This window comes from Streptomyces sp. NPDC012508 (genome assembly GCF_042902595.1).
Classification (GTDB): domain Bacteria; phylum Actinomycetota; class Actinomycetes; order Streptomycetales; family Streptomycetaceae; genus Streptomyces.
Genome location: NZ_JBIBEO010000002.1, coordinates 850,792 through 863,549, shown reverse-complemented (window position 1 = coordinate 863,549; position 12,758 = coordinate 850,792). Strand labels below are relative to the sequence as shown.

Annotated in this window: 10 protein-coding genes and 1 pseudogene; 8 read left to right on the top strand and 3 right to left on the bottom strand. The window is 71.9% G+C overall.

Going from position 1 to position 12,758, the window contains the following annotated elements; all coding sequences use genetic code 11:
- Window positions 1-63 precede the first annotated feature (63 nt).
- From ACFY8U_RS09980 to ACFY8U_RS09970, 3 genes and pseudogenes are all read left to right on the top strand, one after another.
- Window positions 64-879, top strand: coding sequence for a DUF4239 domain-containing protein (locus ACFY8U_RS09980; protein WP_389568325.1), 816 nt, complete (start codon window positions 64-66; stop codon window positions 877-879).
- A 162-nt stretch (window positions 880-1,041) separates the two neighbouring features.
- Window positions 1,042-2,466 (top strand): annotated as a pseudogene (locus ACFY8U_RS09975) (family 2B encapsulin nanocompartment shell protein).
- 140 nt (window positions 2,467-2,606) lie between these two features.
- The gene (locus ACFY8U_RS09970; RefSeq protein WP_389568037.1) at window positions 2,607-3,383 is read left to right on the top strand and encodes a GNAT family N-acetyltransferase; all 777 of its coding nucleotides are present in this window, start codon (window positions 2,607-2,609) and stop codon (window positions 3,381-3,383) included.
- 42 nt (window positions 3,384-3,425) lie between these two features.
- On the opposite strand, the gene ACFY8U_RS09965 is transcribed toward ACFY8U_RS09970, so the two are convergent.
- Complete coding sequence (locus ACFY8U_RS09965; RefSeq protein WP_389568034.1) at window positions 3,426-4,232, bottom strand: pentapeptide repeat-containing protein; 807 nt, start codon at window positions 4,230-4,232, stop codon at window positions 3,426-3,428.
- 100 nt (window positions 4,233-4,332) lie between these two features.
- Between ACFY8U_RS09965 and ACFY8U_RS09960 the strand changes: the two genes are divergently transcribed.
- Window positions 4,333-5,853 (top strand): alpha/beta fold hydrolase, encoded by a 1,521-nt coding sequence (locus ACFY8U_RS09960; protein WP_389568032.1) that lies wholly within the window; start codon window positions 4,333-4,335, stop codon window positions 5,851-5,853.
- A 16-nt stretch (window positions 5,854-5,869) separates the two neighbouring features.
- Here the strand turns inward: ACFY8U_RS09960 and ACFY8U_RS09955 are convergent, their stop codons facing one another.
- Both ACFY8U_RS09955 and ACFY8U_RS09950 read right to left on the bottom strand, forming a co-directional pair.
- Window positions 5,870-6,484, bottom strand: a complete 615-nt coding sequence (locus tag ACFY8U_RS09955) for a dihydrofolate reductase family protein (protein ID WP_389568030.1) — start codon at window positions 6,482-6,484, stop codon at window positions 5,870-5,872.
- Window positions 6,485-6,658: 174 nt separating this feature from the next.
- Window positions 6,659-8,290 (bottom strand): acyl-CoA synthetase, encoded by a 1,632-nt coding sequence (locus tag ACFY8U_RS09950; RefSeq protein WP_389568028.1) that lies wholly within the window; start codon window positions 8,288-8,290, stop codon window positions 6,659-6,661.
- 177 nt (window positions 8,291-8,467) lie between these two features.
- Between ACFY8U_RS09950 and ACFY8U_RS09945 the strand changes: the two genes are divergently transcribed.
- The 4 genes from ACFY8U_RS09945 to ACFY8U_RS09930 all read left to right on the top strand — a co-directional run bounded on the left by ACFY8U_RS09945 (window position 8,468) and on the right by ACFY8U_RS09930 (window position 12,700).
- The gene (locus ACFY8U_RS09945; protein ID WP_389568025.1) at window positions 8,468-9,268 is read left to right on the top strand and encodes a crotonase/enoyl-CoA hydratase family protein; all 801 of its coding nucleotides are present in this window, start codon (window positions 8,468-8,470) and stop codon (window positions 9,266-9,268) included.
- Between the two features lie 237 nt (window positions 9,269-9,505).
- Window positions 9,506-10,468 carry a Zn-ribbon domain-containing OB-fold protein gene (locus ACFY8U_RS09940; protein ID WP_389568023.1) on the top strand — a complete coding sequence of 321 codons (963 nt, stop codon included), beginning with the start codon at window positions 9,506-9,508 and terminating at the stop codon, window positions 10,466-10,468.
- Window positions 10,465-11,541: a thiolase domain-containing protein gene (locus tag ACFY8U_RS09935; protein ID WP_389568021.1), complete on the top strand. Its 1,077-nt coding sequence runs from the start codon at window positions 10,465-10,467 to the stop codon at window positions 11,539-11,541. The genes ACFY8U_RS09940 and ACFY8U_RS09935 overlap by 4 nt, the downstream gene beginning before the upstream one ends.
- On the top strand, window positions 11,534-12,700 hold the full coding sequence (locus tag ACFY8U_RS09930; RefSeq protein ID WP_389568018.1) for a thiolase domain-containing protein: 1,167 nt from the start codon (window positions 11,534-11,536) through the stop codon (window positions 12,698-12,700). Before ACFY8U_RS09935 ends, ACFY8U_RS09930 begins: the two co-directional genes overlap by 8 nt.
- Window positions 12,701-12,758 lie beyond the last annotated feature (58 nt).

The window sequence follows — 12,758 nt, the reverse complement described above, 5'->3', positions numbered from 1 at the left end:
CCCGTGGCAAGGGGGTGGCGCCGATTTTCTGAACCCGTGAGAGTCCCCCTACTCTCGGTGACCATGGTCCTCTGGCTGCTCAACCACCTCGGTACGCTCACCCTCGCCGTCCTGATCGTCGGAGGAACCGTCCTCGCGGCACTCGCCGGCAGCGTGCTGCTGCGCCGCAGACATCCCCGGCTCGCCGACGGTGAGCACAACGACATGGTGGGTGTCGTCCTCGGAATGTTCGGCGCCATCTACGGGATCATCCTCGCCTTCGTGATCGTCACCCTCTGGACCCAGATGGAGAACACCCAGAACGTCGTCGCGGCCGAGGCCACCGGCGTCGCGCTCATCGTGCGGGACGCCCGCGCGTTTCCGCCCGCGGAGCAGGCCCGGGTGAACGCGGCGGCCTCCGGATATGTGCACGCCGTCGTCGAGGTGCAGTGGCCGCTCATGCGGGAGGGCGCCGCGGACTACTCCGTCACCGGGGCGAAGCTCGAGTCGCTGTACGACGCCCTGCAGGCGTACGAGCCCGTCACCGAATCGCAGAAGGTCTTCTACGGTCAGGCCGTCGCCAAGCTGGACGACGTGGCCGGTGAGCGCCGGGCCCGGCTGACCATGGCCGGTCAGCAACTGCCCCCGCTCCTCCAGGTGCTCGCTGTCGGCGGCGCCCTGGTCATCATTCCGCTGACCTTCCTCTACGGCATGCGGAGCCGGCGCATGCAGCTGCTGTTCGTCGGGGCGGTTGCGGCGCTCATCGGGTTCAGCCTCCTGCTGGTCGTCGTCCTGGACCGGCCCTTCGCGGGGGAGCTGAGCGTCAGCCCCGCCCCGTACCAGGAGGGCGCGCTGGCGCAGTTCTGGGAGCCCGCCCAGGAGGTGTCCGCCGTACGGTGACGCGCTCGGACGGCGGAGCGCGCACGGCGCTCGCGGGGCGCCCCTGGCGGCCGAGTGCTGCGGCGCGGCCACACCGCATGCCTATGCCGTTGGCAACAATGCATTACATCTGGATGCGGAGAGTGACGAGCCTAGAGACTGTCAGGAACGGAGTCAGACCCCATGTCGGTCGACACAGAGCAGGCGCCCGCGGCACCCCCCGCCCCCTCCGCCGAGGTGCGGCAGATCCAGCTCAGCCTCAGCACGGCCGCGGCGTGCAACCTCGCGACCACGACCAAGTCCGAACCCCAGATGCAGGGCATCAGCTCCCGCTGGCTGCTGCGCAAGCTCCCCTGGGTCCACACCCCCGGCGGCACGTACCGCGTCAACCGGCACCGTACGTCGTCGGCGACGGCCGCGTGACCTTCGTCAAGAACGGCTCCGAGGTCGAGGTCATCCCGGCCGAGCTGACCGAACTGCCTCTGCTGCGCGGCTTCGACGATCCGAACGCTCTGGGCGCCCTGGCCGACCGGTTCGTGCAGAAGGAGTACGAGCCCGGCCAGATCATCGTGCATTCCGGCAAGAAGGCCGACCATGTCTACCTGATCGCACACGGCAAGATCGAGAAGCTCGGCACCGGCAAGTACGGCGACGAGACCCTGCTCGGCCGGCTCGGTGACGGCGACACCTTCGGCGGACAGATCCTCGGCGGGGACGGCACGTGGGAGTTCACGGCCAAGGCCACGACCGCGGTCACGCTCCTCGCCCTGCCCCAGTCGGCGTACAAGGCCGTCGCCGAGCAGTTCGAGAACCTGGGCCACCACGTCCGGGGCGTCCGCTCCGACGGCCACCGCCGACCCCTCAACAAGGCGGGCGAGGCGGCCATCGAGCTCAGCGCCGGCCACGTCGGCGAGGCCACCCTGCCCCGCCGTTCGCCGACTACGAACTCAGGCCGCGTGAGTACGAGTTGAGCGTGGCCCAGACCGTACTGAAGGTGCACAGCCGGGGCGCCGACCTCTACGACCAGCCGATGAACCAGACGCAGCAGCAGTTGCGCCTGACGATCCAGGAGCTGCGCGAGCGGCAGGAGTACGAGCTGGTCAACAACCCGGAGTTCGGGCTGCTCCACAACACGGACTTCGACCAGCGGATCCAGACCCACTCGGGTCCGCCCACCCCCGACGACCTCGACGACCTGCTGAGCATGCGCCGCGGCACCCAGTTCCTCTTCGCCCACCCCGGGCCATCGCCGCCTTCGGCAAGGGGTGCAACAAGCGCGGACTCATGCTCGGTTCCGCCGACGTGGACGGGCACGCCATCCCGGCCTGGCGCGGTGTCCCGATCCTGCCGTGCGGCAAGATCGGCGTCAGCGACCACCAGACCTCCTCGATCATCGCGATGCGGACCGGGGAGAACAACGAGGGCGTCATCGGCCTGTACCAGACCGGGATCCCGGACGAGATCGAACCCGGCCTCAACTGCCGTTTCATGGGGATCGACGAGAAGGCGATCATCTCGTACCTCGTCTCCACCTACTACTCGGCCGCCGTCCTCGTCCCGGACGCCATCGGCATCCTCGAGAACGTCGAGGTGCGCCCACGCGCCTGACCGCCGCCACCGGGCCGGCTGCCCCCACGACGTGACCGGGCAGCGCACCAAGGCGGCCCGACCCACTGTCGGGACATACAGGCCCTCGGAGCGCGGAAACCCACTTGCCGCGCGCCGAGGCCCGGTGCTGGAGTGCCGCCATGGACCAGACAGCGATACGCGCCCTGTTCGACCGCCAGCTGCGGCTCGGGGCCCGGCCCGACGGGCCCGGCAGCCGGGTGGAGCGCGACGGGCAGGTCGTACGGCAGACCGGTCCGGCCCACGCCTGGAACGGCATCCTCTGGTCCGGCCTCCGGGAGCAGGACGCCGACGAGGCCGTCGCCGGACAGATCCGCCACTTCACGGCGCTCGGCCTGCCCTTCGAGTGGAAGGTGTACGGACACGACGGCCCGGCCGACCTCGCCGCGCGACTGCTCGCCGCCGGGTTCACCCCCGAGGACCAGGAGACCCTGATGGTCGCCGAGGCGGCGTCGCTGCCGACGGCCGTGGACCTTCCCGAGGGCGTCGAGCTGGTCCCCGTCACCGACGCGGCCGGGGTGAAGCGGGTGACCGAGGTCCACGACCGTGCCTTCGGCGGCGACAGCTCCCACGTCGGCCGTCAGCTCCTCGACCAGCTGGCCGCCGCCCCCGACACCGTCGCCGCCGTACTCGCCATGGCCGGCGACGAACCCGTGAGCGCCGCGCGCCTGGAGCTGTACCCCGGCACGGACTTCGCCGGTCTGTGGGGCGGCGGCACGGTCGAGCCCTGGCGGGGCAAGGGCCTCTACCGTGCCCTGGTCGCGTTCCGTACGCGGATCGCCGTCGAGCGGGGACATCGCTTCGTCCAGGTCGACGCGGCCGACACGAGCCGCCCGATCCTCCAGCGCCTCGGCTTCACGGCCCTGACGACGACCACGCCGTACGTGTACGTCCCCTAGGACTCCTTGGCGCACGGGCGCCGGGCCGACGAGCGGAAGGGCCTACGGACGCGCCCAGTGGGTGGGACGCTCGAAGCCCTCCGGCAGGCGGGTCGCGTCGTCGCCGCGCGCCGCGTTCAGCTGGGGCTGGGTGAGGAAGAGGGCGCCGGTCAGGTTCGCGCCGGACAGGTCGGCGTCCCGCAGGTCGGCTCCGATCAGATCGGCCAGGGACAGATCCGCTCCCGTCAGGTCGGCGGCGATCAGCAGAGCCCCGCGCAGGTCCGCCCCGCGCAGCTCGGCCCCCCGGAGCCGGGCGCCGATCAGATCCGCGCCGCGCCGGCTCTTGGCCCTGCCGCCCGCCGTCGCCCGCACCAGGGCGCTGGTCTTCAGCAGGAGCGGGTTGACCTCGCCGCGTACGGCAGCGACGTCGAGCTTCTCCAGAGCGTCCGCCGACCCCTCGGTCAGCTGCTCCACCCGGGCCAGGGACCGGCGAAGCTCGGCGTGGACCGGGCGGGCGGCGGGCAGGGCGAGGGCCTCGGTGAGGTAGCGCAGCAGCTCGTGGAGCTGCCGCATCACGGGGAACACTTCGTACATCTGGCGCGAGGTCTCCGGGGCCTCGCGCCAGGAGACCCCGTGGAAGGTGACCTGGGAGACCTTCTGGCCCGCGCCGAAGCAGTCGTACACCGTGCACCCCGAGAAGCCGCTCGGCCGCAGCCTGGTGTGGATGCCGCAGCGGAAGTCCTCCTGGAGGTTCCGGCACGGCTCGCCCGAGGACTTGTTCACCGCGAAGTCCGCTGACTTCGCGAAGGGGAGTGCGACGCAGCAGAGTCCGAAGCAGTTGGCGCAGTCGCCTCGGAGGGTCTCGGGCATGGGTGTGGCGTTCCTTCGTCGATGGGGTGTACACCCACCGTATCGTGCTGTCGGCGAAATCGGTTGCGAAGATCATCAAGCCTCGCCGACGATCGGTGCCATGCCGATCTTCACGACGTACGACGGGACCGAACTTGCCTATGACGTGCGGGGCGTGGGTGAGCCGCTCGTCTGTCTCCCCGGCGGCCCGATGCGCGACGCCACGTACCTGGGCGATCTCGGGGGCCTCGACGCCCGTCGCAGCCTGATCGTGCTGCACCTGCGGGGCACCGGTGCCGCCGCGGAGCCCGCCGACCCCGCCTCGTACCGCTGCGACCGGCAGGTGGCGGACGTCGAGGCGCTGCGGCTCCACCTCGGCCTGGAGCGCGTCGATCTGCTCGGCCACTCGGCCTCGGGGAACCTCGCCACGCTGTACGCGGCGGCCCACCCCGAGCGGGTGCGCTCCCTCGTCCTGGTCACCCCGGGCACGCGGGCGGTGGGCATCGACATCACGGACGAGGAGTGGGACAGGGCCACCGAGGTCTTCGCCGGCGAGCCGTGGTACGCGGAGGCACGTGCCGCGCTGGCGACCATCGGCGCCGACACCCCGATGCCACGGGCCGTGGAGATCATCGCCCCCTTCGCCTACGGACGGTGGGACGAGGCCGCCCGAGCCCACGCGGCGGCGGGCCTGACGGAGAGGAACTGGGACGCCGCGGCCGCCTTCCACGCACCCGGCGCCTTCGACCCCGGGACGACCCGGGCAGCCCTGGCCGCCCTCACCGCGCCGGTCCTCATCCTGGCGGGCGAGTACGACGGCGGGCCGACACCGGCACGGGCGGCCGAGCTCGCGGAGCTCTTCCCTCATGCCGAGGTGGTTGTTCAGCGCGGTGCGGGTCACTTCCCCTGGGTGGACGACGCGGGCGCCTTCGCCCGCCCGGTCGCCGCGTTCCTCGACCCGGAGGTGCGCACGGTCACCGTCGACGGGGTGCGCCTCGCGTACCGGGTGTGGGGCGACGAGGACGCGCCGCCCGTCGTCCTGGTCCATGGCCGCGGCGCGAGCAGCGCCGACTGGACGCGCATCGCCGAGGAACTGGCCACGGACCGCCGCGTGTACGCCGTCGATCTGCGCGGACACGGTCTGAGCGACTGGACCGGTCCCTACGGGTTCGACGCGTTCCGCGACGAGCTGCGCGGGTTCCTGAAGGCCCTCGACCTCGGCGGCGCCGATGTGGTCGCCCACTCGATGGGCGGCGCCGCGGCCTACCTCCTCGCCATGGACGAACCCGGTCTGATCGGCCGGCTGGTCCTGGAGGAGGCGCCCGTCTTCTTCCCGCTGGACCCGCCGCGCGGCCGCGCGGCCCGCCCCGAGGGGCCGCTCGGCCTGGACTGGGACGTCGTGCTCGCGACGGACGCCCAGCTGAACGAGCCGGACCCCGCCTGGCGCGAGGGCCTCGCGGCGATCACGTCCCCGACCCTGATCCTGGCCGGCGGTGCGGCCGGCCACCTCGCGCAGGAGCGGCTGTCCTGGATGGCGGACCGACTGCCCGAGGGCCACCTCGTCACGATCGGTACGGGCCACGAGATCCACGCGTCCCGTCCGGCCGAATTCCTCACGGTCATCCGCGAGTTCGGGATCTAGCGCAGGGCGGACGTCGTCAGAGCACGTCGTACGTCAGATGCGTCGCGGTCGATGTCGTGATCACGCTCCGCTGCACCAGCGTGCGCGGAGTTCCACCGGTGAACAGGGGCGTCCCGGCGCCCAGCACGACGGGCGCGAGGTGCAGCGACAGCGCGTCGACCAGCCCGGCTTCGAAGGCCGAGCCGATCGTGGCTCCGCCGCCCATGAGGACGACGTCGAGGTCCTTGCCGCCGGCCGCCGACGCCGCCTCGGCACGCTCGCGCGCGGCGGTGACGGCGTCGGCCAGACCGGTGGTGACGAACGTCCAGTCGAGGCCGCTGAGCCGTACCGAATCCGGCGGCGAGCTCGTGACGACGACGAACGAGGGCTTTCCGACCTCGCCGGCGCCGTAGCCGGTCGTGTCGTCCCAGCCGTCCGGCCCGTCGACCAGCTCGAAGAGCCGACGCCCGAGAACCACGGCCCCCGAACGGACGGTCCCCTCGCGCAGGATCCGGCGGTCCTCGGGGTCCTCGGAGAACGCCCAGGCGTGCAGGGCCTCGCCACCGGTCCCCAGCCCGTTGTCCGGACCGGGGTCGGGCCCGGTGACGAAGCCGTCGAGCGAGACGGAGATGTCAGCGATGATGCGCGTCATGTTCGAGTCATACCAGCAGGGACCCGGTCCACCGGTGCCGTGCCCCGCGGCGCGCCAGGCGAAGGCTCGTGCGGTCCGAGGCGCCCCGAGCGGCCCCGCCAGGTCCTGGGCCCTGGGCCCTGGGCGCTGGGTCGCCCCGGGGGGCTCCCGGGGCGGTGTCGGCCGGGGGCGGGGTCATTCGGAGCCCTGGGCGTCCTCGGTGGCGGCGACCGAGCGGGCCCAGCGGTAGTCCGCCTTGCCGCTGGGGGAGCGCTGGATGCGGTCGGTGATCACCAGCTGGCGAGGGATCTTGTAGCCGGCGAGTCGTGTACGGCAGTGGGTCTGGACGGTCTCCAGGTCGAGCGCGGGGGCCCCGGCGCGCAGCTGGACGACGGCCGCCACATGGTTGCCCCACTTCGCGTCGGGCACCCCGGCGACCAGGGCGTCGTACACGTCCGGATGGGACTTGAGCGCCTGCTCGACCTCCTCCGGATAGACCTTCTCGCCGCCCGTGTTGATGCACTGCGAACCGCGGCCGAGGACCGTGACGATGCCGTCCTCGTCGACGGTTGCCATGTCGCCGAGCAGTACCCACCGCTCGTCGCCCTTCTGGAAGAAGGTCTCGGCCGTCTTCGCCGGGTCGTTGTAGTAGCCGAGCGGCACATGGCCGCGCTGGGCGAGGCGCCCCACTTCTCCGACCGCGACCTCCGCGTACGTCGCCGGGTCCACGACCCGCGTCCGCTCGTTGACCTCCAGGCGGAAGCCCTTCTCCGGGCCCGAGTCGTCCGTCGCCTTGCCGTTGGAGCCGGACTCCGAGGAACCGAAGTTGTTCAGGAGCAGCACGTTCGGTACGAGCGCCTGGAACTGGGCACGCACCGTCTCGGACATGATCGCCCCGGAGGAGGAGACGCTGAAGAGGGAGGAGAGGTCCGTTCCCTTGAGCGGTCCGTGGAGCGCGTCGATCAGCGGCCTGAGCATGGCGTCGCCGACCAGCGAGACGCTGGAGACCTTCTCCTTCTCGATCGTCCGGAGCACCTCCTCGGGCGCGTACTTGCGGTGGATCACCACCCGCTGGCCGTAGTTGAAGGCGATGAACGAGGTCAGCGTCGAGGTTCCGTGCATCAGCGGGGGAGCGGGGAAGAAGGTGATCCCCGAGCCGCCCGCCGCGACACGCTCGGCCAGCTCCTCAGGACGTTTGACCGGCTCGCCCGCCGGGTCGCCGCCGAAGAGCCCGGCGAAGAAGAGGTCCTCCTGACGCCACATGACGCCCTTCGGCATCCCCGTCGTACCGCCGGTGTAGATGATGAAGAGGTCGTCGGCGGAGCGCGGCGCGAAGCCGCGTTCCGGGGAGCCCCCTGCCTCGGCGTCCACGAACGCGGTGCAGTCGAGCGCGGGCGCGTCCTCGGGCGGGGTCCCCACCCGCACGAGGTGCCGCAGCTTCTCCGTCTGCGGCAGCGCGGCCGCGACCCGTCCGGTGAACTCGGCGTCGAAGACGAGCGCGGCGAGATCGGCGTCCGAGTAGAGGTAGACCAGCTCCTCCTCCACATAGCGGTAGTTCACGTTCACCGGCACGATCCGTGCCTTCAGGCAGGCCAGGACGGTCTGCAGATACTCGATCCCGTTGTAGAGGTGCAGGCCCAGATGCTCGCCCGGCCGGATGCCGGCATCGATCAGATGGTGGGCGAGCCGGTTGGCGGCGGCGTCGAGTTCGGCGTACGTGAGCCGGCGCTCCGCCCCCGTGCCCGGGTGGTCGACGTAGACGAGCGCCTCGCGCTCCGGGACCACGTCCACGACCGATTCGAACAGGTCGGCAAGGTTGTACTCCACCGTTCCTCCTGACCTCGCTGGTCGTCCGGGGCCTGACTGACTCGGCGGTCATTAGAGCGCCGGGCGGCGGAGGTGGGAAGGGGTCGCGCAGAAGAATCTGACTGAGTGTCAGAAAACTATTGAACTGGACCCGCACCTCCTGCAACCTGTTCTAGGTCTGGAGACGGGAGAACGCCCATGGGTGGGACCGAACACCTCACCGTGCAGCGCGAAGGCGCCACACTCGTGCTCACGCTCAACCGGCCTGAGGCCAAGAACGCGCTCTCACTGCCCATGCTGGTCGGGCTCTACGACGGCTGGCTCGAGGCCGACGCCGACGACTCGATCCGCTCCGTCGTCCTCACCGGCGCCGGTGGCACCTTCTGCGCCGGGATGGACCTCAAGGCGCTGGCGGGCAAGGGGATGGAGGGCGAGCGATACCGGGACCGGATGAAGGCCGACCCCGATCTGCACTGGAAGGCGATGCTGCGCCACCACCGCCCCCGCAAACCCGTCATCGCCGCCGTCGAGGGGTACTGCGTGGCCGGCGGCACCGAGATCCTCCAGGGCACCGACATCCGGATCGCGGGCGCCACCGCGACGTTCGGGCTCTTCGAGGTGGTGCGGGGGCTGTTCCCGATCGGAGGCTCGACGGTCCGGCTGCCCCGCCAGATCGCCCGCACCCACGCGCTGGAGATGCTCCTGACGGGGCGTCCGTACAGCGCGGAGGAGGCGGCCAGGATCGGACTCGTCGGCCGGGTCGTCCCCGACGGGACCGCGCTGGAAGCGGCCCTGTCCGTCGCCGAACAGATCAACGCGTGCGGGCCGCTCGCGGTGGAGGCGGTGAAGGCGTCGGTGTACGAGACGGCCGAGATGACCGAAGGGGAAGGGCTTGCGGCGGAACTGAAGCGCGGCTGGCCGATCTTCGAGACGGCGGACGCGAAGGAGGGCGCGCGGGCGTTCGCGGAGAAACGGCCGCCGGTGTACCGCCGCGAGTGACGCCCCCCACCCGCGCCGGTCTACCGCCGGGAGTGACGCTTCCCCACCCCCGTCGGGCTACCGCCGGGAGGGACGCTTCCCCACCCCCGTCGGGCTACCGCCGGGAGTGACGCCCCCCCCACCCGCCCCCTACGCCTGGGGCCGGGGCTCGCCCTCGGTTCGGGAAGGCGGGTGGGGAGAGAGCCCCGCGCAGCGGCCTCCGACCGCACCCCCAGCCCCCAACAAGGAGCCACGCTCATGACAGTCGCCCCCGTCCCGGAAACGCTCCGTGCGCCGCTCGTCGTCGAGTTTCCGTTCACCCGGTCCCTCGGGCCCGTGCAGGCCGCCTTTCTGACCGGGCTGCGCGAAGAGACCGTTCTCGGCGTCAAGGCCGAGGACGGGCGCGTGCTCGTACCGCCCGTCGAGTACGACCCCCGGACCGCGGCCGAACTCCGCGAACTCGTCGAGGTCGGCGCCACCGGCACCGTCACCACCTGGGCCTGGAACCCCGAACCCCGCACCGGACAACCCCTGTCCACCCCCTTCGCCTGGGTCCTCGTCCGGCTCGACGGCGCCGACACCGCCCTCCTGCACGCCCTGGACGCGCCGGGACCCGAAGCCGTCCGCACCGGGATGCGTGTCCGGATCCGCTGGGCCGCCGAACGGGCCGGCGCCATCACCGACATCGCCTGCTTCGAACCGTACGAGAGCGAAGAAGGCCACCGCCTGCCGCCCGCGCACGACGGCGCCTTCGACGACCCCGTCACCGGCATCGTCGCCCCCGCCCGGCTCGACTACACGTACAGCCCCGGCCGCGCGCAGACCGCCTACCTCCAGGCCCTCGCCGACAACAGGACGGTCGGCGAACGGTGCCCGTCCTGCACCAAGGTCTACGTCCCGCCGCGCGGCGCCTGTCCCACGTGCGGCGTGGCCACCACCGAACAGGTCGAGGTCGGCCCCCGCGGCACGGTGACCACCTACTGCATCGTCAACATCAAGGCCCGCGGCCTCGACATCGAGGTGCCGTACGTCTACGCCCACATCGCCCTCGACGGCGCCGGGCTCGCTCTCCACGGCCGGATCGGCGGCATCCCGTACGACCAGGTCCGGATGGGGCTCCGCGTCGAACCCGTGTGGAGCGAGGACGGCCGCTACCCCGACCACTACCGGCCGACCGGCGAACCCGACGCCGACTACGACACGTACAAGGAGCTGCTGTGACGCCGGACCGATCGGACCGACCGGACCGCGAGGTGGCCATCGTCGCCTTCGCCCAGACCGACCACCGGCGGCGTACGGACGAGTTGTCCGAGGTCGAGATGGTCATGCCCGTCCTCCACGACGTGCTGCGCCAGACCGGCCTGAAGACCTCCGACATCGGCTTCACCTGCTCCGGCTCCTCCGACTACCTCGCCGGGCGCGCCTTCTCGTTCACCATGGCCCTCGACGGCGTCGGTGCCTGGCCGCCGATCTCCGAGTCCCATGTCGAGATGGACGGCGCCTGGGCGCTCTACGAAGCCTGGGTGAAGCTGCTCACCGGCGAGGCCGACACCGCGCTCGTCTACTCGTACGGGAAGTCCTCACCCGGCTCCGTACGCGATGTCCTCACCCGGCAGCTCGACCCCTACTACGTCGCCCCGCTCTGGCCCGACTCCGTCGCCCTCGCCGCCCTTCAGGCACAGGCGCTCATCGACGCCGGACACACCGACGAACCCGCGCTGGCCGCCGTCGCCACCCGCAGCCGCCAGGACGCCACCGCGAACCCGCACGCCCAGCTGCCCGGCGCCCGCGACCAGGGCCCGTACGTCGTCGGCCCGCTGCGCACCGGCGACTGCCCGCCCATCGGCGACGGGGCGGCCGCCGTGATCCTCGCCGTCGGCGACCGGGCCCGCGAACTGTGCGAGCGCCCCGCCTGGATCCGCGGCATCGACCACCGGATCGAAGCCCACTCCCTCGGCGTACGGGACCTCACCGACTCGCCCTCCACCCGCTTCGCGGCCCAGCGCGCCGGGGCCTTCGACCAGCCCGTCGACACCGCCGAACTGCACGCGCCCTTCACCTCCCAGGAGGTCGTGCTCCGCCGAGCCCTCGACCTCGACGAGAGCGTGAGGGTCAATCCGTCCGGCGGAGCGCTCGCCGCCAACCCGATGATGGCCGCCGGCCTGATCCGCCTCGGCGAGGCCGCCGCCCGCATCCACCGGGGCGTCTCCGACCGCGCCCTCGCCCACGCCACCTCCGGGCCCTGCCTGCAGCAGAACCTGGTCGCCGTCCTGGAAGGGGAAGCCCGTGGCTAAGGAGCCCGTCGCCGTCGTCGGGATCGGCCAGACCAAGCACGTCGCCGCCCGGCACGACGTCTCCATCGCCGGACTCGTCCGCGAGGCCGCCCGGCGCGCCCTGGAGGACGCCGAGCTGACCTGGGCGGACATCGACGCCGTCGTCATCGGCAAGGCCCCCGACTTCTTCGAGGGCGTGATGATGCCGGAGCTGTACCTCGCCGACGCCCTCGGGGCGGTCGGCAAACCGATGCTCCGCGTCCACACCGCCGGCTCCGTCGGCGGTTCCACCGCGCTCGTCGCCGCGAACCTCGTGGCCGCCCGCGTCCACGGCACCGTCCTCACCCTCGCCTTCGAGAAGCAGTCCGAATCCAACGCCATGTGGGGCCTCTCCCTGCCGGTCCCGTTCCAGCAGCCGCTGCTCGCCGGGGCCGGCGGCTTCTTCGCCCCGCACGTCCGCGCCTACATGCGGCGCACCGGCGCCCCCGACTCGGTCGGCTCCCTCGTCGCGTACAAGGACCGGCGCAACGCGCTGAAGAACCCGTACGCCCACCTCCACGAGCACGACATCACCCTGGAGAAGGTCCAGGCCTCGCCGATGCTCTGGGACCCGATCCGCTACTCCGAGACCTGCCCGTCCTCCGACGGCGCCTGCGCGATGGTCCTCACCGACCGTGCGGGCGCGGAGCGTTCGCCCCGGCGGCCCGCCTGGGTGCTCGGCGGCGCGATGCGCAGCGAACCCACCCTCTTCGCGGGCAAGGACTTCGTCTCGCCGCAGGCCGGCAAGGACTGCGCCGCCGACGTCTACCGGCAGGCGGGGATCACCGACCCGCGCCGGGAGATCGACGCGGTCGAGATGTACGTCCCGTTCTCCTGGTACGAGCCGATGTGGCTGGAGAACCTGGGCTTCGCCGAGGAGGGCGAGGGCTGGAAGCTCACCGAGGCCGGCGTCACCGAACTCGACGGCGACCTGCCGGTGAACCCCTCGGGCGGCGTGCTCTCCACCAACCCCATCGGAGCCTCCGGGATGATCCGCTTCGCCGAGGCCGCGCTGCAGGTGCGCGGGCACGCGGGCGAGCATCAGGTGGACGGCGCACGCAGGGCGCTCGGGCACGCGTACGGAGGGGGCGCGCAGTTCTTCTCCATGTGGCTCGTGGGCGACCGTCCGCCCGGCGCGTGAGGTCTGTCGGCGCCGGATCCCGCTCGCTACCCTGAGCTCCGGACGACGACGTTGCGCT